Origin of the sequence: Halobacillus seohaensis (assembly GCF_042663045.1) — a bacterium.
GTDB classification, from domain to species: domain Bacteria; phylum Bacillota; class Bacilli; order Bacillales; family Halobacillaceae; genus Halobacillus_A; species Halobacillus_A seohaensis.
On sequence record NZ_JBHSZV010000013.1, the window covers coordinates 281,312 to 307,614 of the forward strand.

The window sequence follows — 26,303 nt, forward strand, 5'->3', positions numbered from 1 at the left end:
TTGTTATTAAACAATCGGGGGGGGTTAGTTTAATAACAAGAACGCTTGGGCATTAAAAATCCAAGCGTTTTTGTTTGTTATTTGTACTGTTATTTATCGTACTAAACGTAGTGAGTTTTAGTATGTTACTTCACCTGTTATTTTAGAAGTTCTCCACAGTAACGGAACTACTTATTTTTTGAGCGACTTCTTTTATTTTTAGGTTACCTTTCTCTTTTTCCGATATTTAACAATACTTGATTATTTAAAAAGGAAATTGATTCAACCACTGTCCTCCATCTAACGTGACAACTTCACCGTTCATATAAGCCGCTTCTTCAGATAAGATAAATCGGGCCAAACCAGCAATTTCTTCTGGTGTACCCAGTCGTCCAAGAGGTACTGACTGGAGAGTGCGTTTAGCAGCTTGTTCAGATTCAAACAATTTGTCAGCCCCGCCTGTTCGTTCTATAGGTCCAGGGGCAATAGCGTTCACTCGAATTCCATACTTTGCTCCCCATTCTACAGCTAACGTTCTTGTCATAGCGAGCACCCCAGCTTTTGCTGATGCAGAGTGAATCACCCCAGCTCCAGCATTCCAAGCATAGGTAGCCACCATATTTAGAATCGAACCTTTTATATTGTTTTCTATCCAGTACTTTCCTACGGTTTGGCTACAGTAAAATGTCCCGTTCAGCACTATATTTATAACTGAATTCCACCCATTGGCTGAAAGTTTTTCTGCAGGAGATATAAAGTTTCCTGCTGCATTATTTACTAAATGATCAATTCTGCCAAAGGCTTCAACCGTTTCATCTACCATCCTTTCTACATCTTCTATTTTTCGAACATCCATTTCAATTAAAAGCATTCGTTCTTCGTTACCCTTCGCAATTTGATCTTTTGCTTTTTGAAGACGTTCTAAATTTCTACCTGTAATTGCTATCTTAGCTCCTTCATCAAAAAAACGTTGAGCCATATAAAGGCCCATACCACTGGACCCACCTGTTACAATTATCACTTGATCTTTCATTCAAACATCCCTCCGTCTCTAATACATTCCATATAAAAAAATGAATTCCTGTTCATTTCATAAAAAAAGATAAATTTAATTTTATCTATCATGTACAGTAGAAGTGATATAATATCGAAAGTATAGAATTGGAGGTGTCTATTGTGTTTCTTACACGTCGCAGCTTTATTAAAAAAATGCTGTACAGCGGTTTAGGTCTACTCGGTTTGAGTGGTGGAGGATATTACTATGCTCACTATATCGAGCCTGAAATGCTCTCAAAAAAAATTCATACATTAACTCACTCAAATATTCCAAGGTCTTTTAATAATATTAAAGTTATTCAATTTTCTGATATTCACTTAGGTTTTCACTATACAGTTGATCAATTCCAAACACTTGTACAAAATATACAAGCTGAAAAACCTGACCTCATACTTTTTACTGGAGATCTAGTTGACAAACCACATCGCTATTCTTTCAATTCAGATATTCCAAATATACTTAACCAGTTGAATGCCCCTTTAGGTAAATATTGGATATACGGTAACCATGATCATGGAGGATATGGCACTGAAAAACTCGAAGCCGTTATGTCAAATGGTGGTTTCACCCTTTTAAAAAACGAGTCCACTCAGATTTCATATAACGGAGAGTCGTTTACACTTGCAGGATTAGACGATGTCATGCTCGGTAAACCAGATCTTGAAGGTACGCTCGGCATTATCAGTGAACAGTCATTTACAATACTGCTTGTCCATGAGCCTGATATTGCGGATACCGTTAAAAATTATCCTATCGACGTTCAACTCTCTGGGCATAGTCATGGCGGACAAATACGCATTCCTTTATTAGGTGCGATGGTTACTCCTCCATATGCAGAAAAATATGTGGATGGGAAACATACAATTAGTGATCAGTTAACTCTCTATGTAAGTCGTGGTATTGGGACAACTCGTATGCCTTATCGCTTTCTGTGTAAACCGGAGTATTCAATATTCACTTTACAGTCGAACCAATAACATTTTTGTGACATTTTAAGTAAAGGAATTTTTTAATATTAAAGCGTGATAAACTAGAGTTATTGACCAAATTGGAGGAAGATTATGAAATACTTTGCTTTACCCTTGCTTATTTGCTTACTAACTTTCTTAACCGCCTGCGGTTCTCCTATAGAGGAAAATATGTCTCGTGACATTGAAGAATTTCAGGGCACCACTCAAGATGGGGATACGATACAGTTGCCAGATGATCAAATTGGAGAATACTGGGTGGCGAATTTCATTTTCACCCGTTGTGATACGGTATGTCCACCTATGACAAGTAATATGTCTAGATTACAACAACAATTAAAAGATGCTGATTTAGAAATTTCCTTAGTTTCTTTTTCAGTTGACCCTGAATATGATACAAAGGAAAGACTCAAGGATTTTGCAAACAATTATAATGCTGACTTCGAAAGTTGGGACTTTGTAACAAACTACTCCTTCCAGGCAGTTAAAGAATTGTCTATCAAGTCCTTTCAATCTCCGTTGAGCATGATGGAGGATACAGATCAAGTTGCTCATGGTACTAGTTTCTTTTTAGTGAATCCTAAGGGAGAAGTCATTAAAAGGTATGATGGTACAAAAGCAAGTGAAATGGAAAACATTGCGAATGATCTAAAAGAAGCCCAATAATTTCATGTGTATGTTTTGCAAACATTGACGTTATTCGTTAAGATGGAAGATAATTGAAGAAAGGAGGACATTTATGGAATATTCGAAAGTCTCAAGCCGAGAGTTAGCCGAGTCTTTATTTATTGTTAACCGTCATGCCAAAACAGCTCCTCAGCCTAAACACTTATACGAGATTAAGAAAAGAGCCATTACACAATTGCTTAATGAAAAAAGAGCAAAAAAAATAGGCTTGCATTTCTCTGAACATCCTAAATATAGTAAACAACACTCAACGCTTCTAATCGAAGTAGGAGGATACTATTTTCACATTCCGGCTGAGAAAAAAGATTTTGATCAATTGCAACACCTTGGCAACCTTGATCAATCTTACAGAAATCCAAAACCAAAATTATCATTATCAAGAGCCAAACGTAACCTATATAATTACTTAGGTTGGAATCAGATGAAGGTCAACTCTGTTACTACTTCTTACCAAACTCCTCCATCCTTGTTAGGCCAACAAAACATCACCCCTTGGAATCAAAGACAAAAACGCAAATAGAGTAGCCAACTAACATTAAAATAATTCCGATTTGAGATCAAAGCTATCAAAATTCCCCTGTAAAATGAGCATCGAATAGATATATTCTGGTGCTCATTTTTCAAAAGGAAGGTTTTATCTGGATTTTTCTATTTCCTAAATCAATTAAATCTCTCCAACGAAATGTTTTCGAAAAGGCCTAGTACGTTATTTAATATTTTTCACTCGAAAACCGAACCCCGTTATAGCGAATTACTTAGTTAGAATACAATTTTTTCTTTATTTAATAAAATGATCAATGGTTTGAATTAAATCAACAATCTCCGGTTTAGAAATTTGAGCATCAGCACCAACTATTTCACCCTTATGCTTTAAATCACTCGTAATAAGAGAAGAGAAAATTAACACAGGTAACTTTTGAAGTTCTGTATTATCTTTAATAAGTTTCGTTAAATGATGTCCATCCATTCTTGGCATTTCGATATCCGTAATGACGAGCTGATATTCTTCGAGTATATCCTTTCCCTCATCTGAAAAAGTAATAAGATGTTCGAACGCTTCTTTTCCATCTTCAAAGAAAACCGTTTGGCCATAACCTGCTTCCTCTAGCGTTTCTTGCAAAAGAGACCTCAATAATCCGGAGTCTTCTGCAATAAGAATTTTTTTATTGGAACGCTCTCGTTCCCCGAGTGTTTGTATTTGTTTAGCATGAACACTCGATTCTGGATTGATATCTGCTACTACCTTTTCAAAGTCTAATAGCAAAAGCATATCATCATCTTTTTTAATAACGCCTGTTATTTGAGTTTCTAATCCCTGATACATTTTTCCAGGTTTCTCAATCGACTCCCAGGATATCCGATGAATTTGTGTAACTGTGTGTACATGGAAAACAATTTTTGTCTGATTAAATTCAGCAAGGATAAACTTATCTTGTTTAGGATGATCAGAGGGATCGAATCCTAAAGCGTGAGCTACATCGACAACAGGTACAACGTCTCCTCTAATTTCAATAATACCTTCTACCGATGAATGAGAATGAGGAACTTTCGTAACGGGTGACGGATTTAGTATCTCCTTTACCTTAATGACATTAATTCCAAAACGATTGTTACCGATACTAAACTCTACAATTTCTAACTCATTTGTACCACTTTCTAATAGAATCCCTTGATCGCTTTGCATATGTATAACTTCCTCTCTCTATAACTTTCTTTTCCCGATAAACGGGTAGTAAGACCCCCACGAATGGGTATTTTACTATGTATAGAACATAACATATTTTTCTATTCTATAGTACTAAAGAGAGAGGGAATTTGTCACAAAAAAAACAAATATTTATTATTCATTAAAGCGCGTCAAAACACAGTTAAACTATCCTAATCAATAATCATTACGAATAATCACATATACAATTAAACCTACAATGGGAAAGAAAAGCGTCCCTAATAACACGACTAAGGAGAAACTTTGTCCTTTCCCCTTTTTTTGAGAATCACGATAAGCCCATACACTTGTAAATATATTAATCAATAAAAGTGCTAAACCAAACATTAAAAAAATAATAACCATCATTCCAAACTCCATATTAAGCACCCCCACAACTTTTTACGTGTGAACGGTTACGAATGTTTCAAATTAAGCTACTTTGTTTTTATTTTTCTTCATTATTTTAGCGGCAACTTTTCTTATGCTTTTCACAAGTACTACACAAGCACCATATGTACTCATTGCTAATAAACTAATCGACCAGAAATAATGGGGTAACATTGATCCCTCTGTCCCCATAGCATAGCGATCAATAAGTTGTAAAAATAAAAATCCTATTAACAAACTATTTATATAACTAAGCAAGATTAGCCAATTTTTTGCAAGCACCCATTCCAGAACGGGTTTTATAACCCACATACAACCTGTAACCAATAAAAACACTAGTCCGAATAGAACATGCCAAGGTTTGACGCCAAAAATTTGTAACAAATCTGCATCAAGCCACTGAAAGATAGATTCAATAATGGAAAAGTTGAACATAAATAGCACGTCCCTTCATTCACTTTCCATCATTTTGGACACTCGCTTGCTATTTTATACAGGAGTATATAAACCTTTTTGTTTCACCACTTTAAACCTTCTCGTTTACTTAATGGTTGTAAATTATGTGTATTGATAAATCCAATTACAGTATATTATTTCGCTTAGGTGTTTTAACTACGCAAAAGGAGAAACCTCTATTGGTGCTCACTGTTTTCATTCAGATTAATTAACAGTAGTTATAATTTCTTTGTATAGATTTTCGCTTCTTGTCACTTACTTTCCTCTTCCCTGAATAAAGTTCACAAGCTCATCGTATCTACTTCTAATATCATCATATCCCTGAATATATAACTGGTGTAACTTCTCTGTATTTCTCTCAATTCGACTTACTTTAAGCCGTTCAAGCGGACGAATAACAAAAGCTTCATGATTACTTTCTAACTTTTGAATTGTTTGTAACGTCTTATTGTAGATCTGATGACGCTTTTTCAAAGCATCCGCGAACTTCGGAAATTTTTTATATTTTCTTTGGAAATACCAATCGCCCCTCATCTTAGATTTAATATATCCTTCGTTTCGAGTAAGCACAATTACGTGCTTTTTATTACCTGACTGAATCGATTGTTTTATAGGTATAGGGTCGGATATGCTACCATCCATTAACTCGTTTCCAAGATAGGTAATACTAGGGGCAATTAAAGGCAAGGAACTAGCTGCGCGCATTACTTGCAATAAGCTTGAACGATCTGGAAATTCCTGATGATATAAAGGTTTCCCTGATACCATGTCTGTCGTACCAACAACGAAGGTCGTGGACCGATTCATAAATGCTTCATAATCAAAGGGAACAAGTGAGTTGGGTAAAGTATCAAATATGAAGTCCATTCCAAATAACTGTTTTCCTGTTAACATTCTTTTGTAAGATATGTACTCTGGATGATCACCATACTCAACCATTGCTTTATAGTTTCTTTCTCTTTGCCTAGCAACATACGAACCACCATTACACGCACCAGCAGATGTCCCCACAACATAAGGAAAATGAAGGTTTTTATCTAGGAAAAAATCTAGAACTCCCGCAGTATATGCCCCACGCATACCTCCGCCTTCTAAGACTAAACCTGTTTGTTCCAATACATAACCACCTTTCTCTTTAAATATAGTAACACGAAAAAGCAACCGCATTATGCGGTTGCTTTTTTCGTATGATATGATCAGTTTATCGATTTATTTTCATCTGTACTTTTTAATCTTTTTTCGTCAAGAAGGTCGTCAATTTCATCTAAAGCTTGCTGATCCTTTAGTAACTTTTGTTTATTTTGATCAACGAGCTCTTCAAATGAGATCCTGTTTGTTCTCATAATCAAAACTCCTTTCTTACGTCTTTCAATTTTATTGTAACAGAAAATATTAACTAATAAATCTAAATTATTTGAACATTTTGTTAACAATGTATGGAGGTTTAATAATGAAAAATAATATTAATAAGAATTTATCTAGCATTCAAATTTCAGGTATACGACAATTTTTCAATATGATTGGTCAATATGACAACGTTGTTTCCCTTACCATCGGACAACCAGATTTCCCGACACCTGAACACGTCAAGCAAGCAACGATTCATGCTATTAACGAAAACAAAACCACCTATACTCACAATGCAGGGATTATTGAATTAAGAGAGGCCATCAGTAACTATGTTCATGATAGTTATCAGCTAACTTATGATCCATCAAATGAAATGATTGTGACTGTAGGTGCTTCACAAGCCATTGATATCACACTTCGTACCATTATTGAACCTGGAGATGAAGTCATTATACCTGGGCCTGTTTATCCAGGTTATGAACCTTTAATAAAACTTGCAGGAGCGAAAGTTAGGTATGTAGATACAACAGCTAATGATTTCAAACTTACAGCTGATTTAATCGCACAAGCAGTTACAGATCAAACAAAGTGTGTAATCCTTCCATACCCTTCTAATCCTACAGGAGTATCACTAACTGAAGAAGAACTGCAGGATATAGCCAATGTGATTAAAGATAATCAAATCTTTTTAATTGCTGATGAGATTTACAGTGAACTGGTTTATGATCAACCTCATACATCCATTGCAACTTTTTCTTCCGTAAGAGATCATGTCATTGTTATTAATGGCGTATCTAAATCTCACTCAATGACTGGTTTTAGAATTGGATACTTACTAGCTCCGGAATGGTTAGCCAAACATATTTTAAAAGTTCACCAATACAATGTTTCTTGTGCTTCATCAATCAGTCAATACGCAGCCTTAGAAGCCATAGAGAATGGACGTCAGGATCCAAGCGAGATGAAAAAAGAGTACGAAAAAAGAAGAGAATATGTCATGTGGCGACTGGATAAAATGGGATTAGAGTATGTCGTTCCAAATGGAGCCTTTTACATTTTTCCTAAGATTCATAAACAAGGACAGTCTACTTTTGACACAGCTATTGAATTAGTCGAGAAAGCAGGGATTGCCCTTGTTCCAGGAGATGCCTTTTCAACCTATGGTGAAGGATATATGAGGCTATCTTATGCTTATAGTAAAGAAACATTAGAAGAAGGCCTAGATCGTTTAGAAAATTTCTTATCAAACTAAACTGGGCAGTAAGTAAAGCAAACAATCTTTCAACTATTAGATTTGTATTAATTATGTAAAATTTTAATTACAATTAATCATTCTATTCATCGATTCCCATATGGGTGTGGTAAAATATAATGGAACCTAGAGAGATACGGCTTTGTATGAGAGGAAGATTAAGATTGTCCGAACAAGCTAAAAATGAATGGTTGGAATGGATTAAAGCCATCGCCATTGCGGTTGCACTAGCATTTATATTACGCACCTTTTTCTTTGCCACTTCTATCGTTGAAGGAGCGAGTATGAACCCAACGCTTGAGAGTGGAGAGAGAGTCATGTTTAATAAGATTATTTACTATTTGGATGAACCCCATTATGGCGATATTGTCATTATCGAACGGCCCTCAAAAAACTATGTAAAAAGAGTGATCGGGCAACCTGGTGACACGGTTGAATTCCGAGAGAATCAACTGTTTGTCAATGATCAGGCACAAGAACAAACCTATCTAGACGACCAAACCATGTCTGGCACGCGGGATTTTGGACCTGTAGACGTACCTGAAGGAAGATACTTCGTTTTGGGTGATAATCGCTCAATCAGTAAAGATAGTCGAAACGGTCTTGGATTCGTTAATGAAGACGAAATTATCGGTCGTACAGAACTTATAATTTATCCATTTAATGAAATTAGCCTAACAAAATAAAATGAAGCACTCTGGTTAGTGAAAATAAACAGGTTCGGTTTAAGTGACAAAACATGAAATAATAATCTTTTCATCAGTTCAACTAGCATATAAGTTGGGCTGATGATTTTTTATTTAACAGGTTTACAGAGGAAATAGTCAAAATAGCACTAATCATATGTTAAACCTTAATAAGCTGTCAGTTGAAGTGGCTATGATGGAACAGAATCAATGGTTCCGTAGTTAGAAAAAGTGAAAGGGCTCTTGGGATAAGTAGTTCCGATACCGTGGAGAACATCTAAAATTACAGGTGAATAGCAAACAAAAACGCTTGGATTTTTAATCCCCAAGCGTTTTTTCTTATTAATTGTGTTCATCACTTGTTAATTTGGGCACGCATTATATTATGATTTCTGCAACTTCTTTGGTCGTTATACCTTGCTTGAGAATTGGTGTAGTGTTTCAATAAGCACATCTAGCTTACCTTCAATGCGATGAAGCAAATAAAATGTTACCGCAATAGGAAAGCCTAAATCTGTTATAAAAGGCAACCAATTTTCCATCAGAATTCACTTCCTTTTCCCCTATCCTTTTTAAGTTATAGAAAAAGCCGCTATCTTCTTACATAGCGGCTTTAACTTCCTTACAATTCTATGCTCGTAACATTTCTTTCAACAATTCTGGCTTCCTTCTTGGCAACTAAATCTCCTCCGCTAGAATAAAAACAATTTTCAGCAATGATTGCATCCATTGCTGCGTTGATTTCAGTCTCATCTGCAGGCTCAATAGGTTGATCAATAGAAATCGTGACAACTTTATCTTCTTCATTTAAAAATTTCAACTCAAGCTTTTTCATACTTATTCCCCCTGGCTAAGATTCATCTAATTTTAAAGATCTACTAAAATGGAACGGTCATTTCTTTCAATTGTTGATAGTAAATTTTGTTGAAGAGCTTCAAGTGCTGTAGCTACATTATAAAGCTGCTCTTCCGTTGCTACCATTTTCACATTGTTAAAAGATTTGCGACGATACGTTACATTTCCTTCTTCATCAGTGCCATTTTCAAAGACGAGTTTCAACTGTGTATTGACCATATCTGCTGTTACTGCCATGTCAACCACCTCCTTTCACTTCTATAATCGATAGAAATGAAGTGGAGGTGTCCTTAAAAACAAAAAAAGTGAGCGTCTTTTTAAAAGACCTCACTTTTTCTCATCTGTGTATAAGATGTCCCATTCTATATAGGTGACTTTTAGCCACGATCGAAAATACAAAACCCTATTAGTGCGAATAATACAACAAGACAGACGAGAAACATAAGAATTTCTGCCATACGCTCACCCCCTCATCAATCCCATTTTAGCAAAAAATCAGACGAATAGCTTCATTTTTTATATTTCTATGATAACTCTTTCACATTTTTTTATACAGTAAAAACACCTAATTCACAAAATAGACACAAAACCTTGAATAGTTTGTGAAGTATTGAACAATATATTCATTTTTTTTGGAAAATTCAGTATATTATAAGAGTGTAATGAAGTTTGTGAAACAATGAACAAACAAAAGGAGGAAAATAATATGATGAAAAAATGGTTTACTAAACACGTAAGTGCCGCGATTATTTTATTAGGAATTCGTATTTATCTAGGGTACACATGGTTAACGTCTGGCTTTGGAAAAGTTACTGGAGGTTTTGACACAAGTGGTTTCTTACAAGGAGCCATCGGGAAATCTCAAGGAGAAGAAGCTGTCGTTCAAGCTTGGTGGGGAAGTTTTTTAGAAGGATTGGCCTTACCCAATCACGAACTTTTTACATTTTTTGTAATGTGGGGAGAGGTTTTGATTGGATTGGCAATGATTATAGGCTTATTAACGAAAACAGGAACATTATTTGGGATGATTATGAATATGGCCTTCCTATTAAGTGGTACGATAAGTTCAAATCCGGAAATGCTTATACTCGGGAGTTTAATTCTAGTAGGAGGAGCGAATGCAGGTAGAATTGGATTGGACCGTTATACGTTAGAGTTGGTCAAAGAAAAAGCCTATCCCCTTTTGAAAAAGATTGCTTAAATTATGTAAAGGGAGCATAGCTCAACAAGCTATGCTCTTTTTTTATAACCAAGAATAAAAAACGTGTCTACTCTTCCCTCTATTTTTCGCTTCATATAAGGCACGATCAGCAAATATTTGTATTTTTTCAACTGTATCAGCATCATCAGGATAAATGCTAATTCCAAGGCTGCAGCTAAAGGTAAATGTATAATCTTGAACTTGAAAAGGCTGATTTATCCGTTCAATAATCCTTTTAGCTACTTCCTCTGCTTCTTGGTCAGTCTCAATCTTTGGAAGTAATACCGCGAATTCATCCCCACCAATACGTGAAACAACATCCCCTTGGCGAACAGCATTACGAATCCTTTGTCCAATCAAAACTAGTAATTCATCACCTGCTTTGTGTCCAAATTCATCATTAACCTGTTTAAACTGATCACCATCTAAATAAAGAAGTGCTAACCTTTCTGGAGACCCATTTTGAACATTCTGCTCCGTTTTTGTTAAATATTCCTCAAACATCCTACGATTCGTTAAACCGGTTAAGTCATCCGTGTAAGCCAATCGTTTCCACTCGTCTTCCGCACGTTTTCGTTTCGTAATTTCTCTAGTAGATAATACAATTTTAGAATAAGATCCATCCTGATTTTTAACAGGAGTCATTCTCGTTTCTACCCATAAAACGCTGCTATCTTTCTTGACCAATCTTAGTTCATAACGTAAACCTTTTGTATTCGTCAATTTGGATGTTGAGTTTTGTTCAACGATTGCATGATCTTCTTTACAAACATAATCTGTATAATTTTCTCCAACTAAGTCTTTTGGATGATAACCTAAAACATGTTTGTGTGAAGGTGATGCATATTGGATCATTCCATTAATATCGATAATTTTAATAAGATCTTGGGAATAATCCGCAATTAATCGATATCTTTCTTCGGACTCCTCGAGCTGTCTTTTTGTATCTACCTGTTTGGTTATATCCTCAAGAATCATGACGACACTCGTATAATAACCGTTCTCATCAGCAATTGCCGTTAGTCCGATCGAAGCGGTTATCCACTCACTGTTTTTACGTTTGAGTTGACATTCGAACCTTTTAAGGCGAGCACCTTGCTTAAGCTGCTCCAACAAAGGAAAAAAATCTTCTCTTACATGTGGTTGAATATCAAACCAGGACATATCATATAGTTCGGATTTCTGATAACCAAATATGCGATAAAAAGACTCGTTAATTCTTAAAAATTGAAAATCAACATTAAAAAGAGCAAAAGCTTCTTCTGTATTTTCTGTATAAGACGAGAAAATTCTGTTTAATTGACGTACTTCTGGTGATTTAAGTGTATACATTGATAAATTTTTAGTTATTGCAAAAATGTGGGTGATTTCGGATTTATTATCTATAAGTGGAAGAAGAGTTGTTTCTGCGAGATATTGTACATTCGGGAAAACAACTGTGTCTTTGTAGGAGATCTTATGGTGGAACTGCAATACTTTACGATATTGTTCTGATAAAAAACTTGCTTCACTTTCTGGTAAACAGTCTATTAAGCTATAGCCTAAATCAGTCGGATTTAATCTTGCTAACTCATATCCAGCTTCATTCATATATTCATAGATAAATTCATCTTCTGAAACTTTCATTAAAAAAGCACAGTCACTCATGGAATCGCCAATGAGTTTTAGGAGCGGGATATGTATTTGATCTAATTGGTTATAAACTAAGGGCATAGTATTCCTTCTTTCTTTTCAACCATTTAATAGTTTTAATAGAAACAAACTGATGGTTTACATTATACAATATTTTCTGCCGTCAGCTACGATAAATTTAGACATTTATATACCTTTTTTTGCTAAGCTATTAAAACTTACTGTAGATTAGCTCTGAATTTATTCGTCCCTCCACTCCGATGTGACCAGGCCGTTTCCACTAGGAGTCTCCCTCTATTCTCATCCACCGTCCTAAGGTCTCGGTAACATCAACTGACAATATTGTAGTGTAATCGATGGTTCTAGCAACATTACGTCACATGAACGATTACGGATCCGTTCTCTCAATGTGGTTAGAGGGCGAAGGGGAACGGTGAGACTCCCTCCGGAAAAACTCACAGGTCACCTCGGATACTTGATGATATTTTTTGTATTATAGTTTATATAAAAGGTCAAGTGGTGACTTTTATGCGTGAACGGTATAGCCTGTGATGTCTTAAAATTAATATCAGTTAAAAAAGCAAACTTACTGCATTTCGGCAATAATTTGCTTTTTTTGTTGTTCTGAAACATAATTCTTTTTCCTAAAAACTTCATAGTGATTGCTTCGAACAGATTTTAAAATCGCTCGATACATATATGCGGCTCCTTGAACAGGAAATCTTGAATAGGCTGGATACTGAGGAAATGTAACCATTGCGCTTACATAATAATCTTCTGCAACTGTTGCTAAGTCCTCCCACACTTCCACAAAAGATGTATTAATGGTTCCATTAATCAGCTCTAAATAAGAATAATTATAGTGATCCATTGTTTTCTTAGGAAGGTACACACGTTCACGCTCGATATCTTCTCCAATATCTCGAAGTATATTCGTAATTTGCATAGCATAGCCAAGTTTAATCGCACCTTCGCGAAGCTCTTTTTCTTTACTTGGCGCTAAAACAGGAAGCAACATGAGCCCGACCGTGCTTGCTACATGATAACAATAATCCAAGAGATCATTTTTGTCTTCAATTGAAGTAGGTCGAAGGTCCATCCATTGCCCTTCAATCAACTCATAATAAGGTGTAAATTCTACGGGGAAATTATTAAATACATCAGCTAAAGCAATCCATGCCGGATGATTACTGTCAAGATCTCCGCTGACGAATAAATCAAACTCATGAGCAAAGTCAGATAATTGTTCCTCAGGATACTCTCCCTCGTCTACAATGTCATCAACCCGTCTACAAAAAGTATAAATAGCCCATACAGCTTGTTTTTGTTGTTTTGGAAGCATTGAAAAAGACTTGAAAAATGTTTTAGAGTGACTACTTATTACGCTTTTACAATAGTCGTAAGCTTCCTCTAAATTCGTCATTGTTAACCACCTCGTTTGTAATTATGCCTTGTATTACTTTTCTCTTGCAAACGATCAGTCAAAAGCTGTTACAAAATTGACACACTTTTCCATCCCTTGGATACACACATACGTCTGAAGCATACTAACTAAAATGCTTACAGAGTACTTCGAAAATCGAGCAGAATACTATGAAGAAGGAGTGTTTATATTGAATAATCAACGAGTATCTACAGCAAGTCAGATGCAAGAGGCCCTTTTAGTAACCGACATCGAAATGCAACACATCAATCATTGGTATAGTGATTTAGAAGATGAAAATGCAACAATTCACCTTGATCTTCAACACGGTTTAAACGATCCTTGTAAGATTGTTATGCTTTCAGATGGATTCTGTATAGAGTAACTTTTATAAAAATAGGCATCTCCCCATACCTCCGCTCTTTACCTAGCATAAGCTAAGGTGTAAGCCAAACAGGAGGTGGGATTATGCACGAAAACAATCCTTATAGTTATGGTCGCAGGTGCCCAAGACCCGGAAGCAACTTCGCTTTAATCGTGGTGCTGTTTATTCTACTCATTATCGTAGGAGCAGCATTTTATTGCTAAAAATGAAAGTGGTGGAGGTTGCAAAAAATTAAACATACTAACCAGTAACCTCCCCTCTTCCCTTGTCCAGAAATCAAGATACAACCCTTACGTTTTCTAATAGGACATGAAAAAAAGTAGCTGTCTTCCACATAAAGTGGGAAACAGCTACTTTTTTCTTACCCAATAAGAATTCGCTCCTTTGGATAATGATAATTCGTCGTCTTTTTGTCATGATGGAAACTAAACAAGAAAGTTAAGATCCCAATCCGCCCTATAAACATTAAAATCATTAGAATTCCTTTTGAAAAGGTGGACAAGCCTGGGGTGATGCCTAATGAGAGACCCACGGTACCAAAGGCAGAGCAAACTTCAAAAATAATTTCATTTAACGAAAAATCTTCAATAATTGAGAGCATCAGGATAGATAGAAACACCGTAAATAAAGCCATCATCGTGACGACCACAGCTCGGTTTAAATCCTCATGATGGATTTCACGTCGAAAGACTCTTATATTATTCTCACCACGAGCAAATGTCAATATAAAGATCACCACGAGTGCAAAGGTGGTTGTACGTATACCTCCCCCTACACTGCTTGGAGAAGCGCCGATAAACATAAGCGAGGACATAAAGATGTGAGTATGTTCGGCAAATTCATTAATATTCATCGTAGATAATCCACCACTACGCGTAGTAACCGATTGGAATAAAGCATAAAAGAATACTTCATGCCAGCTTTTATCAACAAAAAAGTGATTAAATTCCAAGATGATGATCATAACTGTTCCAAACACAATTAATGCAAAAAAAGTAAATGTAGTTAATTTTGCAAATAAGGAGAACTGAATTGTTCGGACATCATAATTATTAAAAAGATACTGTTTTACTTCAATTAATACAGGAAATCCTATGGCTCCTGCAACAATTAACATCATATTAATAAATTGGACAAAATAATCATCCCTAAAAGGAATTAGCGACGCTCCTGTAATATCAAACCCACCATTAGTCATGGCACTGATTGCCCCAAAAAACCCTTGTAAGTAAGCTTCTCCCGGACCATAATACTGCAAAAAATATGTTCCTAAAGTTAAAAAGCCTATAAATTCGATAATTAGTACGACAATAACAATTTGCTTTACCATCCGTACCATCCCTTGGAAGGATGTTTGATTTTGGTCAGTCATAATGAGACGACGCTCTTTCAATCCGATTTTCTTACCTAAGATAAGCCAAATCATAGTTCCAACAGTCATCACACCTATACCGCCGAATTGAAGCACAAAGGCAATAATAAAATATCCCGTCGTACTAAACGTTTCGGCGGTTGGAACAGTTGTTAGTCCTGTTACACTGACTGCGCTTACTGCAGTAAATAGAATATCGATAAATGATAAATCTACTCCAGGATTATGAGCTATTGGCAGGGCAATTAAAATGGATGAAATCGTTACAGCAAATAAATAAAACACAGCGATTAGTTGAAATGGTGATAATTTATTGACCCATCTCAGATTTCGCTTTCTCACCCACATCATAAATACATGCCCCTTTTACAATTGTTTTCCTAAATTTGTGTAATATGTAATTAATAAGCGAAGTTACGTTCCTGTTTCTTCGCCTCTACGTTTAAACTCATCTAAAAGGGCATCGCCTTGGTAACCCTCATCCAGAAGAGTTTTGAGCATTTTCTCGATATGCTCTCTTCTTTTATCTACCATTGTTCCCTTAAAAATCACATTCATGTCATTTCCAATTAAATTTAAATCGATAACCTTAGCCAAAAAGGTGGCAGGTTGATTGCTGCTTTTTGAGATTTTCACTTGAACTAACAATTCCTCAGAATGCGTTAAAATACGACTAAAGTATTTCTCGTAGTCATTTTCCATATAAGCTTCCATCACCCAATGTCCTTGCTCATCTTCACGGTTAATAATTAAGCCATCATTTAACTTAATTCTTCTCTGAGTAATATCTTCATTTTTTTCCTCAACTATATCTAGAGTTACAAGTTTAAATGTCTTCACAATCTGGCACCTCCGATTGGAATCTAACATTATTATAGAGGACGAAACCAAATAGGGCAAAGATCGATTTAATATTTTCTCGAAAACTAAGACAGTGAAGCGAGCCATAGCGAAAAAAAACGAGCTCTATAAATTAGAACTCGCAAGTTTTAACCGCCAATATAAGACATTTCTATTTTTGTTTTCGTTGTCGGTACTCCATTCTTTCGATCGACTGAATATTGGTCATCTCGCATCGTCCAAATTTTGATTAGTCTTGAAATAATTGCTTGATCCTCCTCAGAATTACGGATCATTTCCCTAATATCATATCCTTCAGATGCAAATAAGCAAGTAAATAGCTGCCCGTCAGCTGATATTCTAACTCTCGTACAACTGCTACAGAAAGCTTCCGTTACCGATGAGATAACACCAATCTCTCCTGAACCATCAGAATATTGATAACGATCGGCGACCTCTCCATAATACTGGGCTTCTAAAGGTTCTATCGGCATTTCTGCATTAATTTGCTCAACAATTTCTTTCTTTGGTACAACTGTACTCATGTTCCATCCATTATGATTCCCGACATCCATAAATTCGATAAACCGAAGAGTGTCTCCTGTTTCTTTAAAATAACGAGCCATTGGTAAAATTTGATCTTCATTCATACCTTTTTTGACGACCATATTAATTTTTATCGGTAAATCAGCTGCTCTTGCCGCTTCAATTCCTTTAATAACGGGAGCTGTTTTTATCCCTCTACCATTCGTTTTCTTAAAGACTTCATCTTCTATTGCATCTAAACTTATATTCACACGGTCTAAACCGGCTGCTTTTAATTTCTTCGCTTGCTTTACCAAAAACACCGCGTTCGTCGTAATCGCTACGTCTTTGATTCCGTCTACCTGCTTAATTCTGGCCACTAGCTGGTCAATATCTTTTCGCATAAGTGGCTCGCCTCCAGTTATACGTACTTTTTCCGTACCAAACCGAGCGAATATTTTAACTAATCGAATGATTTCATCAAAGCTTAATAATTCTGATTCAGGCATAAAACGATAATCGTCTCCGAAGATTTCAGCAGGCATGCAATATGTGCAACGAAAATTACATTTATCAATTACAGAAATCCGCAAATCCTTCATTGGCCTGTCGTGCTTATCTAATACGTATTGAACCATATTCACAAGCCCCTTTCTGTTTAACCATTCAACAAAAATTCTTCCGATCCACTTTCCTCTTCTAAAAGTACAGCTTGAACTTGGTCACCTTTTTGATAGCCTCTCGTTCCGCCTTTTAATACAATGAGAACATTAGTATGTGCTAAAGAAGTAACTACTGCTGATTTATCTAATCCTGCTGGATACACTACAACTCTTCCATCCTCATAGGAAATGAAACCTCGAATAAATCGTGTAAAAGGATTGGGTTTCATTATATCACTTCCAAGGCTAACGTCGATGATGGAATGATAGGAATCTGATCTCTTTAAGTAGGCTTGAATATAAGGGTGAGCATACAGCTCGTATCCTACGTAGCATGCTGAAGGGTTTCCAGATAGCCCAAACAAGAGTTGCCCATCTACTTCAGCCACGGTTGTAACACTTCCTGGTCTCATAGCTATTTTATTAAATAGTACTTTTGCACCCAATTTTTCATATACATCGGGCATTAAATCGTAATCGCCTACAGATACACCGCCCGTTGTGATAACAATATCGACTTGTTGCATTGCTTTAAAAATAGCCTCATAACAAGGATCAAATTCATCTGCCAATTTTCCGAGATAAACGGGTTCTGCACCACTTCTTTCAATTTGCGACAAGATCATATAAGCATTTGAATTCCGTATTTTACCTGGTTGTAAAGGTTCATCAACATCAAGCAATTCGGTTCCAGTAGCAAATACACCCACGACAGGTTTTTTGTACACATGAACTTCATGGTAACCAAAAGTTGCTAAAAGAGCTTGTACTCCCGGGTTGATAGTTTCCCCAGCCTTAACTAAAGTCGTTCCTTTTGAAGTTTCGGATCCCTTAGATATAACATTTTGACCGTCTTCCATTTTACGTTTTATCGTCATATAGGAATTTCCATTTTCTTCTAATGTCTGACAAATTTCGAACATTGCCACACAAGTGGCTCCCTCTGGGATTTCTGCGCCCGTCATAATTCGAACAGCTTCTCCTGTTTCAAGAGCACGACTAGCACGATGCCCAGCTCCGACCTCTTCAATAACATGAAGTCGTACTGGGTTTTCACGAGAAGCTTCAGCTACATCCTCCGCGTTGAAAGCAAACCCATCGTAAGGTGATTTATTAAATGGTGGAACCGCATGAGTTGATACAATATCTTCTGCAAGTACTCGTTGATAACTTTCGTCAATTGTAATTTTTTCTATAGAAGACTGGGGAGCAAAATGCATCACTCGTTCCACTGCCTCTGTAACTGGTATAGGTGTTCTATGTAAATTCATGTACTTTCCTTCCTTCTATGAAATAAAGATATCTAATTTGACCTTAACGAAAATAAAGAAAAATTACAATCTTTAATAAACATGAGCTTCCTCTCCTATCGAGAGGAAGCTCATTTAATACAGGTTTCGATAAGTTGCTTTTCGATTTAACAACTGTTCATCAATCACTTTATTATACTTCTTTATCATTCTACGTTTGTGCCTTTTAACCGAAATATTTACTGTGAAAATAAAAAAGTGTACCGTCATGATACCTACACCCTTCCCCAGGAAAACTATCCGTAAATTAAAAAAACCACAAGATTACTCTATGTAATCGTTGTGGTCAATATGAGTGTGTATTAACTAGGAACAATTATTTTTTTGTCTAAATGGCTTAACAACTTGACTGCCTGGCTTGGAGTCATCTTTTTATAATGATGAAGCCCATGCTGCTGCTCATCTTTCCGATCTGCCTCGGCTACTACATCTTGTAAAGCGTTCCTTTGATTATCAAGGGTAAAGGGTAAGTAACTGTCCGTATGCAGTAAAACAGCCAACGATACTTCTTTTGCTACTAACCGATCTTCACCAAGACGAATTAAAAGCTTATGCGCTCTTTCAGCTCCTTTAATGGCATGAATATCATGCTTACGGTATTCTTCATAATCCCATTTTCCATCACGATACCACTCGTAATGGCCCATATCATGAAGCAGGGCGGATTTTGTTGCTAAATCAGGAGAAACACCTTTCCTTATCGCTAAATCATAAGCGTAGGTTGCAACTGTAACGGCATGATGAATGCCTGAACGTTGTAAATACTTCTGAGTTATTCGATGTTTAAACACTTGAACTAAAGTAACCCTCGACATTTCATCACCTCTCTTTTCAAAAAAATATACCACTTATTTGTTTTCCTTAACAAGTATCTAGATTACTTGATAGTGAAAAAAGTTTACCTTAGTTATGAAAAAGGAATAAGACACATAGATCAACGTATTTGCACTTACGGCCCTACGTTACAAATGAGAATTCAGAAGACAACTTGTAAGCGGAGGGATGACGAAAAAATGTTTTATAAATATTATTTGATGAATGTCTCCTTACGTTTAACAACTTTTCCTTAGGGGTAATATTATTTTAAGATATTAATATAACTGGAGGTGAGTGAGGTGAACCAACTATCCTCTTATCAAGTACGTTTTAATCAGCCCTTATCTACTGATCAAATTGTAAATATTTATAAATACTCAAAAAAAGATGATCGCCACATATATCTGCACCAAGATCAATTAATTGCAGATGCCGGTCATTTCACAAAATTATTATCATTTTTTCTATTTGTAGATACCGATCAACCAACATTAATGATTATCGATGGTAAGGATATTGAAGAAGTGTTTGAAACCATCCACACCGAGTGGAAAGATTGTGTTTCTGAAATAAGTATACGATCAAAGTTCAGTGAGGCTCAAATTAATAATCAAACGTCGATATCTGTATAGAGTTCAAGTGGTTAATTAAACGTTGATTATGCTTGATAACCTAGAAAACAATAATCACTATTGTTTATCACATCTGTCCGCTTATATTCTTACTTAAATATCCGTTTTTTGAAACCTATGATAGGATAGTAATAAAGATTGTCATAGGGAGGCATCGTTGTGAGCGTAACAGAATTAGTTCTAAAAAGTGATCTACTGCTTTTACGAAGCATTACAGATCATGACATCCCCGTCCTCTGGGATCTGATATATGGTACGAATGAACCTGAATGGAAAAAGTGGGATGCTCCTTACTATCCTCTTGAACCTCATACATTAGAGAGCTATAGAAGTCACGAAAATGCCAGAAAAGAGCGTTTAAAATTTGGAGAACCTGATTCAAGATTAGTTATTGAAGTTAATGGGATGATTATTGGGACCGTGACTTATTACTGGGAACATAAGCCATCTTTATGGTTAGAAGTTGGGATAGGAATTTATAATTCTGACTACTGGAGTGGAGGCTATGGTACAGAAGCTTTACATTTATGGATTGATCAACTTTTTAAAAGTTTACCGATTGCACGTGTAGGATTAACCACATGGTCAAAAAACGAGCGGATGATGCGTGTAGGTGAAAAACTTGGTATGAAACTAGAAGGTCGAATGAGAAAATGCCGCATTTACGAAGGGAAACACTATGACTCAATACGAATGGGCGTGTTAAGAGAAGAATGGAATTATTGGCGATATAAAAAGGGATCTTTCAACTAACTGAAAGATCCCTTTTTCGTCTTATGATAGTTGGTCTGAAAGTGGTGGTACGATTTGTTTTTTACGTGAGACCACACCTGCAAGAACCGCTTGATTATTTTCAAGTTGTACCTCAAAGGCTTTATTTACAGCCTCAGATTTTTCACCAATAACAATTGTAGTAGAGTCATTGGTTAATATATCTGTAATAACAAAAACGAATAAATCAAGATTTTTGTTAGAGACGGTTGCTTCTATTTCACTAACAATCTCTGCTTTACGTTCCAATACCTCATTTGTATCGACAGTATTTACTTGGGCGATTTCTACTTTAGATTCTCCCATGGTAAATTCTTTCGCGTCAAGAGTAAGAAGATCACTGGTAGACAATCCACTTATATCAGCACCCGCTTTAAGCATGTCTAATCCGTAAGAATCCGCATCCACATCAGCGATGGAGGCTAATTCTTTAGCTACTTCAACATCTTCATTAGTGCACGTTGGTGATTTAAATAAGAGAGAGTCTGAAATAATACAAGATAACAACAAACCAGCTGTCTGCTTGGATATCTCTTGCTTATTTTCTTTAAACATCTTAGTTAAAATAGTAGCTGTACATCCTACTGGTTCTGCACGATAAAACAAAGGTCCATTCGTTTCAAAGTTAGCAATTCTGTGATGATCAATAACTTCAGTAACTTGCACTTGGTCAATATCATCAGCACTTTGCTGACTTTCGTTATGGTCGACTAAGATTACTTGGTCTACTTCATTAGCAACCGTCTCTACAAACCTAGGTGCTTCTACCTGAAAATAGTCCAGTGCATACTTTGTTTCACCACTTACTTCCCCTAGGCGAACAGCCTCAACCTCGTCACCAATCTTATTTTTAAGTTCAGCATATACAATTGCCGAACAAATCGTATCTGTGTCTGGATTCTTGTGTCCAAATACTAACTTCTTCGTCATGAGATCCACTCCTTTTCAATCATTATGTAATGAAACTTCAGTTCTGATTATAAGGCAAAATCATTCACACGTCTATTATGCTACTTAAGTTGATATATTTCTTTACAAAGGAAAAGACATGAAATAGTTACTATTCCAAAAAAACGCAACTTCACTAACCAAAATAGCACAGTAGAAAGAGTTACATGAGCTTGTAGCAAAGGTATTCCTATAGAATGGTACGGTTTATTATGGTGTCCTTGTCCGTTCATTTGTTACCTAGAAGCCCCCTTCCCCCTAATAGAAGCCACTGAAAAACTGATAATTTAAGAGAAGAAGAAATAAATCAAAGAAGGGATCACCAATAAAATGTAGGTGATCCCTTCTTTATTCTTTGTAAAGACTTTTCAATGGCTTTAGCTTTAGCTCGAGGGGCCTTGCCGTTTTCGCCGCGGAAAGCGAGCAAAGATTCCCAACCAATCAACACTACTATTTGCGTATTTCATAGTTGCAAATGATGTAGAATTTAATTTTTTATCCAACCCTGATATAAAAATCAAAATAAAGGATTGAATTTCTCCATTAATTACTTCTCTTCCAATCCCACAAACGCATGTTTAATTGGAGTTTGGACTATGAAGAATACGATTCGTCCGATGGATACCATATTTTTCTTTAAGTTCAAGCCTGTAAAGCTCTCGTGATAGTTTGTTGTAGTTTTTTAACCGCTCGCTTGTTAGTTCACCTTTTGAAATCGCTTCTAAGACAGCACAGCCTGGCTCTTGATGATGCTTGCAATCTCGAAATTTACATTCATCAGCCAACAGGTCTATATCGGAAAAAACCTCTTCTACACTCGAGGAGTCTCCCCATAATTGTAATTCCCTCATGCCTGGAGTATCAATGACTACAGCTCCATTTTCTAGGATAAACATTTCTCGATGAGTCGTAGTGTGACGGCCTTTCCCATCTTGCTCTCTCACGTCTTTAGTTACCTGCATTTCTTTTTCTAATAATCGATTAATAAGAGTAGATTTGCCAACACCTGATGAACCAATTAATGAAAAAGTTTTCCCAGCTTGCAACTCAGTCAACAGGCTATCCATACCCAGTTCATGAAGACTACTGACAGCATAGACAGGTACAGCAGGGATATGGTTTTCAATTTGAGAAACAATCCCTCCAACATTTGCACATAAATCACGTTTCGTACACACAATGATGGGCCGTGCTCCACTTTCATACACTTGCAAAACATATCGTTCAAGCCTCTGAAGGTTAAATTCAGACGTAAGAGCCGTTACAACCATAGCCCCATCAATATTCGCAGCCATGACTTGCCTTTTATGTTTAGAACCTGGTTCTTTTCTAGATAATACGGTACTCCTATCCAGTACTCGATGGATCATTGCCTGTTTGACGTCATAGGGTTCATATACTACCCAGTCCCCAATGACCGGCCACTCCGTAGCTTCATAACGAAACTTACCTGATACCGTCGCCTGATATCTTTCCTTCTCTCCCCATACGGTAAAAATATCCGAAGCCGTACGAGCGATACGTCCAAGTAATTCCCCATCTTGAAGTTGATTTTTCAGAAAATCTGTAATAACAAATTGACTCACCGAATTCCTCCTATTTTGGAGGATAACATCAATTCAGCTGATGGTTCCTCCATTTGATGGTAAATAAGTTAGGTGGATACGTTCAAATAGATTAGTCATAACACATCAGCTCCTTTGATTTATTAATTTAATTATACATTATTTTTTAAAAAAAGCATCGAGTTTGGATAACTAATCCAAACTTGATGCTTTCGCCTAACGTAATTGATCAAAAACATTTTTCACTTTCGGCACGACATATGAGCTTCCCTCATCAACATCCTCAATTGTCATCGATACTAACAAATCTTTTTGATCTGTGTCCCAAGCAATAAACCAGCCGTTTTCTTGACCATTTTCATCTTCAAGAGACTGTTTTAGCTCTGCCGTCCCTGTTTTACCAGCTAAGTTGATCCCTTCAAGTGGTGGTTCATAACCCGAGCCTTCTGAATCTTCTACAACCGCCTTGAGATTTTCACGGATTGTCACAGCTGTACCCTCACTAATCACATCGTCTTGCCATAATTGTCCTGGTTCTTCATCTTTGTAAAGCGTTGGTTGCAATAAGTCTCCATCCGTAATAAATGGCGTATACGCTATAGCAAGGTGCAGTGTACTCATTTGTACTTGTCCTTGACCATATCCAGTATCAGCGAGTAAAACCTCATGATCACCAAATTCTCCCTCATTTATAATCTGAGAACTTGAAATAGGATAAGGAAAAGGGATCTCCTCGGAAAACCCAAAATCTTTAGCCTTTTGTAAAAACTTTCCATCGCCAATACTAAGGATTGAACGAGCAAAATAAATATTATCAGAGCGAACGAGAGCATCACGTAAATTTACAGATTGATCCACGTTAGCACTGTCAACCCTAGTAACAGAGTAATCCCCCCAACCTTTTTTAGTGAAAGTTTTGTCTGGTATCGACATTTCTTCCGATGGATCAATATCTCCAGTCTCTAGGCCAATGGCTGCTGTGATAGGTTTAAATGTTGATCCAGGCGATGAATTGCTCGTGAATTTATTTAAAAGCGGACGCTCAGGGTCTTCTTGCAATTCACTTCTTCGTTCACTGTTCATCCCTAATACAAATTCATTAGGATCATAAGCGGGTGAGCTAACTAAAGCTTTTACTTGACCAGTTGACGGATTTATTGCAGCAGAAGAACCTGCATCTCCATCCATTTCACTATATATTGCTTGCTGGATATCAGAATTAATCGTTAGTGTAACATCCTTACCATCTCTCGGTTCCTTCTCAGCGAGCACTTCTTTCTCATTATCCGCTTCATCTAAGATAGCAACTTTTCCACCTGCTTCCCCCTTTAAATCATTTTCTAATATTCTCTCTAATCCTGTTTGACCCAATTGATCAGTAGCAGTATAACCCTCTCCGCTCTTTTCTTCCAACTGTTCCGCAGTAATCGCATCGACGTAACCTGTTAAGTGAGCAGCTGATTCTCCTAAAGGATAAATACGAGCACTTTTTTGTTGAAACTTAGTTCCATTTAGCTTTTTAATTTTTTCGATACGCTCTTCATCATCATTCGCTATAGATGATAGGGGGACGAATGACGAAGCTTTCACCCAAGATTGCTCCATTTTTTCATTAATATATTCTATAGATAAACCTAGAATATCTGCTAACTCCTTTTTAACCTCTTCTTTATCGTCTTCCATCCAGTCAGGAACGAGGCCGACTTGTTGAACCACTCCGTTTTCCGCTAAAGCCTGCCCATTTTCATCTAAAATCTCACCGCGCTCAGCAGCTAGAGGTTGAGCTCTTATCGTATCTCCTTCTTCCATTCCTGAAAAGATCATTGATGAATCCCATAGAATAGCCCATTCCCCTCCTTCATCATTATCTTCAAAGACCAGTTCTGCTGTATGGGAAAAATTCAAATCTCCAGCTAACGTTTCCATACTAACTTCATAATCATAGCTTGGTGAATCTTCTTCATCATAATCCTTTTTTTCATCCGGTAGATTATATGTAACCGCAAGATTAGCCATGGAAATGCCATCATATATAGCAGTATATCTTTTCTCAAATTCCTCTTGAGTGATTACATTTTGTGAACTCTCACTAAGTAGGTTATACATGTTTGTAAATTCTTCACTCTCCCATGCCTCCATATATGCTTCTACAGTTGTTTCCGGTCGTGGTTGATCAGAGCAACCTACAAGCACAATAAAGGCAGATAGAAAGATAAACATCATAAGTTGTTTCATGTTTTCCTCCTTCTCATCCTTCTTATAATTTATGAAAAAAAGTTAATTGTATGTAATTATATCAAAACTACCTCAATAAGAATTCGTTCTTTCTCTAAGAAATCCTGATAAAACTCATAGACAAGTTAGAAACCTTCAAAACAAAAAAGCAAGAACTTCGGGCTTTATAAGCCTTTCGTTCTTCCTTCTATAAATACACATAGGTCCCCAATAGTGGAAAAAACCTCAAATTCTTTCCCTTGAGGATAAGCACTTGCTCGCTCTATTTCAATACCCCAATATTTAGTAAGTTCTGAAAAGGCATAATAAAATCGATCTCGATCTTCCTTAAACAAATGCCTTAATTCACTATCTGTCGTTAAATGTTCAACTGGATTTGTTAAATCTACAGCACTATACCTATAAACGTATTTAACTGTCGTCAAATAAATTTCATAAATAACATTTTCTTGTGAAACCTTCCTTATCTCTTTTCGTGATTTATAACGATCAAAATCAAATACCTCGCCCATTGACGGTACGTTCCTCCCCTAAAAAAGCTTATCTAATATATCTATCTGTATTTAGTTCTACTTTGGTCGACGGAATTCCTTTATTACTA

At 36.4% G+C, this 26,303-nt stretch carries 30 protein-coding genes; 10 read left to right on the top strand and 20 right to left on the bottom strand.

What is annotated here, in order from left to right; all coding sequences use genetic code 11:
• Window positions 1-244: 244 nt before the first annotated feature.
• Entirely contained in the window at window positions 245-1,012 is a 768-nt protein-coding gene (gene fadH, locus ACFQIC_RS05855) for a 2,4-dienoyl-CoA reductase (RefSeq protein WP_204707978.1), read from the bottom strand.
• Between the two features lie 143 nt (window positions 1,013-1,155).
• Between fadH and ACFQIC_RS05860 the strand changes: the two genes are divergently transcribed.
• From ACFQIC_RS05860 to ACFQIC_RS05870, 3 genes are all read left to right on the top strand, one after another.
• Window positions 1,156-2,013 (top strand): metallophosphoesterase, encoded by an 858-nt coding sequence (locus ACFQIC_RS05860; RefSeq protein ID WP_390216980.1) that lies wholly within the window; start codon window positions 1,156-1,158, stop codon window positions 2,011-2,013.
• 84 nt (window positions 2,014-2,097) lie between these two features.
• On the top strand, window positions 2,098-2,670 hold the full coding sequence (locus ACFQIC_RS05865; protein WP_204707979.1) for an SCO family protein: 573 nt from the start codon (window positions 2,098-2,100) through the stop codon (window positions 2,668-2,670).
• A gap of 73 nt (window positions 2,671-2,743) precedes the next feature.
• Window positions 2,744-3,211: a YkyB family protein gene (locus ACFQIC_RS05870; protein ID WP_204707980.1), complete on the top strand. Its 468-nt coding sequence runs from the start codon at window positions 2,744-2,746 to the stop codon at window positions 3,209-3,211.
• Between the two features lie 258 nt (window positions 3,212-3,469).
• On the opposite strand, the gene ACFQIC_RS05875 is transcribed toward ACFQIC_RS05870, so the two are convergent.
• From ACFQIC_RS05875 to ACFQIC_RS05895, 5 genes are all read right to left on the bottom strand, one after another.
• A complete protein-coding gene (locus tag ACFQIC_RS05875; RefSeq protein ID WP_204707981.1) occupies window positions 3,470-4,375 on the bottom strand; it encodes a chemotaxis protein in 906 nt (301 codons plus the stop codon).
• 198 nt (window positions 4,376-4,573) lie between these two features.
• Window positions 4,574-4,777 carry a hypothetical protein gene (locus ACFQIC_RS05880; protein WP_204707982.1) on the bottom strand — a complete coding sequence of 68 codons (204 nt, stop codon included), beginning with the start codon at window positions 4,775-4,777 and terminating at the stop codon, window positions 4,574-4,576.
• A gap of 51 nt (window positions 4,778-4,828) precedes the next feature.
• Window positions 4,829-5,221, bottom strand: coding sequence for a hypothetical protein (locus ACFQIC_RS05885; RefSeq protein ID WP_204707983.1), 393 nt, complete (start codon window positions 5,219-5,221; stop codon window positions 4,829-4,831).
• Window positions 5,222-5,497: 276 nt separating this feature from the next.
• Window positions 5,498-6,358, bottom strand: coding sequence for a patatin-like phospholipase family protein (locus ACFQIC_RS05890; RefSeq protein WP_204707984.1), 861 nt, complete (start codon window positions 6,356-6,358; stop codon window positions 5,498-5,500).
• A gap of 80 nt (window positions 6,359-6,438) precedes the next feature.
• The gene (locus tag ACFQIC_RS05895) at window positions 6,439-6,585 is read right to left on the bottom strand and encodes an FbpB family small basic protein (RefSeq protein WP_390216981.1); all 147 of its coding nucleotides are present in this window, start codon (window positions 6,583-6,585) and stop codon (window positions 6,439-6,441) included.
• Between the two features lie 107 nt (window positions 6,586-6,692).
• On the opposite strand from ACFQIC_RS05895, the gene ACFQIC_RS05900 reads away from it, so the two are divergent.
• Entirely contained in the window at window positions 6,693-7,844 is a 1,152-nt protein-coding gene (locus ACFQIC_RS05900; RefSeq protein WP_204707985.1) for an aminotransferase A, read from the top strand.
• Between the two features lie 164 nt (window positions 7,845-8,008).
• Window positions 8,009-8,530 carry a signal peptidase I gene (lepB, locus tag ACFQIC_RS05905; RefSeq protein ID WP_204707986.1) on the top strand — a complete coding sequence of 174 codons (522 nt, stop codon included), beginning with the start codon at window positions 8,009-8,011 and terminating at the stop codon, window positions 8,528-8,530.
• A gap of 410 nt (window positions 8,531-8,940) precedes the next feature.
• Here lepB and ACFQIC_RS05910 read toward each other — a convergent pair whose 3' ends face one another.
• The 3 genes from ACFQIC_RS05910 to ACFQIC_RS05920 form a co-directional block, all read right to left on the bottom strand.
• Window positions 8,941-9,072: a YvrJ family protein gene (locus tag ACFQIC_RS05910; protein ID WP_204707987.1), complete on the bottom strand. Its 132-nt coding sequence runs from the start codon at window positions 9,070-9,072 to the stop codon at window positions 8,941-8,943.
• An 80-nt stretch (window positions 9,073-9,152) separates the two neighbouring features.
• Window positions 9,153-9,365 (bottom strand): DUF2922 domain-containing protein, encoded by a 213-nt coding sequence (locus ACFQIC_RS05915; protein WP_204707988.1) that lies wholly within the window; start codon window positions 9,363-9,365, stop codon window positions 9,153-9,155.
• A gap of 32 nt (window positions 9,366-9,397) precedes the next feature.
• Window positions 9,398-9,622 (bottom strand): DUF1659 domain-containing protein, encoded by a 225-nt coding sequence (locus ACFQIC_RS05920; protein ID WP_204707989.1) that lies wholly within the window; start codon window positions 9,620-9,622, stop codon window positions 9,398-9,400.
• A gap of 469 nt (window positions 9,623-10,091) precedes the next feature.
• On the opposite strand from ACFQIC_RS05920, the gene ACFQIC_RS05925 reads away from it, so the two are divergent.
• Window positions 10,092-10,586: a DoxX family protein gene (locus tag ACFQIC_RS05925; RefSeq protein WP_204707990.1), complete on the top strand. Its 495-nt coding sequence runs from the start codon at window positions 10,092-10,094 to the stop codon at window positions 10,584-10,586.
• Window positions 10,587-10,628: 42 nt separating this feature from the next.
• Here the strand turns inward: ACFQIC_RS05925 and ACFQIC_RS05930 are convergent, their stop codons facing one another.
• Window positions 10,629-12,299 carry a sensor domain-containing protein gene (locus ACFQIC_RS05930; protein WP_204707991.1) on the bottom strand — a complete coding sequence of 557 codons (1,671 nt, stop codon included), beginning with the start codon at window positions 12,297-12,299 and terminating at the stop codon, window positions 10,629-10,631.
• Window positions 12,300-12,804: 505 nt separating this feature from the next.
• The gene (locus ACFQIC_RS05935) at window positions 12,805-13,641 is read right to left on the bottom strand and encodes a phytoene/squalene synthase family protein (protein ID WP_204707992.1); all 837 of its coding nucleotides are present in this window, start codon (window positions 13,639-13,641) and stop codon (window positions 12,805-12,807) included.
• Between the two features lie 190 nt (window positions 13,642-13,831).
• Here ACFQIC_RS05935 and ACFQIC_RS05940 point away from each other — a divergent pair, with 190 nt between their 5' ends.
• Complete coding sequence (locus ACFQIC_RS05940; RefSeq protein WP_204707993.1) at window positions 13,832-14,026, top strand: hypothetical protein; 195 nt, start codon at window positions 13,832-13,834, stop codon at window positions 14,024-14,026.
• An 83-nt stretch (window positions 14,027-14,109) separates the two neighbouring features.
• Window positions 14,110-14,229, top strand: a complete 120-nt coding sequence (locus ACFQIC_RS05945; protein ID WP_204707994.1) for a YjcZ family sporulation protein — start codon at window positions 14,110-14,112, stop codon at window positions 14,227-14,229.
• Window positions 14,230-14,387: 158 nt separating this feature from the next.
• Here ACFQIC_RS05945 and ACFQIC_RS05950 read toward each other — a convergent pair whose 3' ends face one another.
• The 5 genes from ACFQIC_RS05950 to ACFQIC_RS05970 all read right to left on the bottom strand — a co-directional run bounded on the left by ACFQIC_RS05950 (window position 14,388) and on the right by ACFQIC_RS05970 (window position 19,550).
• Complete coding sequence (locus ACFQIC_RS05950) at window positions 14,388-15,746, bottom strand: TrkH family potassium uptake protein (RefSeq protein ID WP_204708033.1); 1,359 nt, start codon at window positions 15,744-15,746, stop codon at window positions 14,388-14,390.
• A 66-nt stretch (window positions 15,747-15,812) separates the two neighbouring features.
• Window positions 15,813-16,238, bottom strand: coding sequence for a YwpF-like family protein (locus tag ACFQIC_RS05955; protein ID WP_204707995.1), 426 nt, complete (start codon window positions 16,236-16,238; stop codon window positions 15,813-15,815).
• Window positions 16,239-16,387: 149 nt separating this feature from the next.
• The gene (moaA, locus tag ACFQIC_RS05960; protein ID WP_204707996.1) at window positions 16,388-17,401 is read right to left on the bottom strand and encodes a GTP 3',8-cyclase MoaA; all 1,014 of its coding nucleotides are present in this window, start codon (window positions 17,399-17,401) and stop codon (window positions 16,388-16,390) included.
• A 20-nt stretch (window positions 17,402-17,421) separates the two neighbouring features.
• Entirely contained in the window at window positions 17,422-18,696 is a 1,275-nt protein-coding gene (locus tag ACFQIC_RS05965) for a molybdopterin molybdotransferase MoeA (protein ID WP_204707997.1), read from the bottom strand.
• A 341-nt stretch (window positions 18,697-19,037) separates the two neighbouring features.
• A complete protein-coding gene (locus tag ACFQIC_RS05970) occupies window positions 19,038-19,550 on the bottom strand; it encodes an HD domain-containing protein (RefSeq protein ID WP_204707998.1) in 513 nt (170 codons plus the stop codon).
• A gap of 300 nt (window positions 19,551-19,850) precedes the next feature.
• Here ACFQIC_RS05970 and ACFQIC_RS05975 point away from each other — a divergent pair, with 300 nt between their 5' ends.
• Both ACFQIC_RS05975 and ACFQIC_RS05980 read left to right on the top strand, forming a co-directional pair.
• Window positions 19,851-20,183 (top strand): hypothetical protein, encoded by a 333-nt coding sequence (locus ACFQIC_RS05975; protein WP_204707999.1) that lies wholly within the window; start codon window positions 19,851-19,853, stop codon window positions 20,181-20,183.
• 159 nt (window positions 20,184-20,342) lie between these two features.
• Window positions 20,343-20,936 (top strand): GNAT family N-acetyltransferase, encoded by a 594-nt coding sequence (locus tag ACFQIC_RS05980; RefSeq protein ID WP_204708000.1) that lies wholly within the window; start codon window positions 20,343-20,345, stop codon window positions 20,934-20,936.
• A gap of 21 nt (window positions 20,937-20,957) precedes the next feature.
• Here the strand turns inward: ACFQIC_RS05980 and ACFQIC_RS05985 are convergent, their stop codons facing one another.
• The 4 genes from ACFQIC_RS05985 to ACFQIC_RS06000 form a co-directional block, all read right to left on the bottom strand.
• Window positions 20,958-21,884, bottom strand: coding sequence for a manganese-dependent inorganic pyrophosphatase (locus ACFQIC_RS05985; RefSeq protein ID WP_204708001.1), 927 nt, complete (start codon window positions 21,882-21,884; stop codon window positions 20,958-20,960).
• Window positions 21,885-22,480: 596 nt separating this feature from the next.
• Complete coding sequence (rsgA, locus tag ACFQIC_RS05990) at window positions 22,481-23,488, bottom strand: ribosome small subunit-dependent GTPase A (RefSeq protein ID WP_204708002.1); 1,008 nt, start codon at window positions 23,486-23,488, stop codon at window positions 22,481-22,483.
• Between the two features lie 195 nt (window positions 23,489-23,683).
• Window positions 23,684-25,702, bottom strand: a complete 2,019-nt coding sequence (locus tag ACFQIC_RS05995) for a penicillin-binding transpeptidase domain-containing protein (RefSeq protein WP_204708003.1) — start codon at window positions 25,700-25,702, stop codon at window positions 23,684-23,686.
• A gap of 164 nt (window positions 25,703-25,866) precedes the next feature.
• Window positions 25,867-26,214: a hypothetical protein gene (locus tag ACFQIC_RS06000; RefSeq protein ID WP_204708004.1), complete on the bottom strand. Its 348-nt coding sequence runs from the start codon at window positions 26,212-26,214 to the stop codon at window positions 25,867-25,869.
• Between the last annotated feature and the right edge of the window lie 89 nt (window positions 26,215-26,303).

Excerpts from the sequence above, each read along its gene's own strand:
- ACFQIC_RS05935 (WP_204707992.1), bottom strand. The coding sequence starts at position 13,641 with ATGACGAATTTAGAGGAAGCTTACGACTATTGTAAAAGCGTAATAAGT.
- ACFQIC_RS05865 (WP_204707979.1), top strand. The coding sequence starts at position 2,098 with ATGAAATACTTTGCTTTACCCTTGCTTATTTGCTTACTAACTTTCTTA.
- ACFQIC_RS05885 (WP_204707983.1), bottom strand. The coding sequence starts at position 5,221 with ATGTTCAACTTTTCCATTATTGAATCTATCTTTCAGTGGCTTGATGCA.
- ACFQIC_RS05950 (WP_204708033.1), bottom strand. The coding sequence starts at position 15,746 with ATGTGGGTGAGAAAGCGAAATCTGAGATGGGTCAATAAATTATCACCA.
- ACFQIC_RS05875 (WP_204707981.1), bottom strand. The coding sequence starts at position 4,375 with ATGCAAAGCGATCAAGGGATTCTATTAGAAAGTGGTACAAATGAGTTA.
- ACFQIC_RS05930 (WP_204707991.1), bottom strand. The coding sequence starts at position 12,299 with ATGCCCTTAGTTTATAACCAATTAGATCAAATACATATCCCGCTCCTA.
- ACFQIC_RS05925 (WP_204707990.1), top strand. The coding sequence starts at position 10,092 with ATGATGAAAAAATGGTTTACTAAACACGTAAGTGCCGCGATTATTTTA.
- ACFQIC_RS05915 (WP_204707988.1), bottom strand. The coding sequence starts at position 9,365 with ATGAAAAAGCTTGAGTTGAAATTTTTAAATGAAGAAGATAAAGTTGTC.
- ACFQIC_RS05920 (WP_204707989.1), bottom strand. The coding sequence starts at position 9,622 with ATGGCAGTAACAGCAGATATGGTCAATACACAGTTGAAACTCGTCTTT.
- ACFQIC_RS05870 (WP_204707980.1), top strand. The coding sequence starts at position 2,744 with ATGGAATATTCGAAAGTCTCAAGCCGAGAGTTAGCCGAGTCTTTATTT.
- ACFQIC_RS05985 (WP_204708001.1), bottom strand. The coding sequence starts at position 21,884 with ATGACGAAGAAGTTAGTATTTGGACACAAGAATCCAGACACAGATACG.
- ACFQIC_RS06000 (WP_204708004.1), bottom strand. The coding sequence starts at position 26,214 with ATGGGCGAGGTATTTGATTTTGATCGTTATAAATCACGAAAAGAGATA.
- ACFQIC_RS05895 (WP_390216981.1), bottom strand. The coding sequence starts at position 6,585 with ATGAGAACAAACAGGATCTCATTTGAAGAGCTCGTTGATCAAAATAAA.
- ACFQIC_RS05880 (WP_204707982.1), bottom strand. The coding sequence starts at position 4,777 with ATGGAGTTTGGAATGATGGTTATTATTTTTTTAATGTTTGGTTTAGCA.
- ACFQIC_RS05910 (WP_204707987.1), bottom strand. The coding sequence starts at position 9,072 with ATGGAAAATTGGTTGCCTTTTATAACAGATTTAGGCTTTCCTATTGCG.
- ACFQIC_RS05995 (WP_204708003.1), bottom strand. The coding sequence starts at position 25,702 with ATGAAACAACTTATGATGTTTATCTTTCTATCTGCCTTTATTGTGCTT.
- ACFQIC_RS05970 (WP_204707998.1), bottom strand. The coding sequence starts at position 19,550 with ATGTCGAGGGTTACTTTAGTTCAAGTGTTTAAACATCGAATAACTCAG.
- ACFQIC_RS05900 (WP_204707985.1), top strand. The coding sequence starts at position 6,693 with ATGAAAAATAATATTAATAAGAATTTATCTAGCATTCAAATTTCAGGT.
- fadH (WP_204707978.1), bottom strand. The coding sequence starts at position 1,012 with ATGAAAGATCAAGTGATAATTGTAACAGGTGGGTCCAGTGGTATGGGC.
- ACFQIC_RS05965 (WP_204707997.1), bottom strand. The coding sequence starts at position 18,696 with ATGAATTTACATAGAACACCTATACCAGTTACAGAGGCAGTGGAACGA.
- moaA (WP_204707996.1), bottom strand. The coding sequence starts at position 17,401 with ATGGTTCAATACGTATTAGATAAGCACGACAGGCCAATGAAGGATTTG.
- ACFQIC_RS05945 (WP_204707994.1), top strand. The coding sequence starts at position 14,110 with ATGCACGAAAACAATCCTTATAGTTATGGTCGCAGGTGCCCAAGACCC.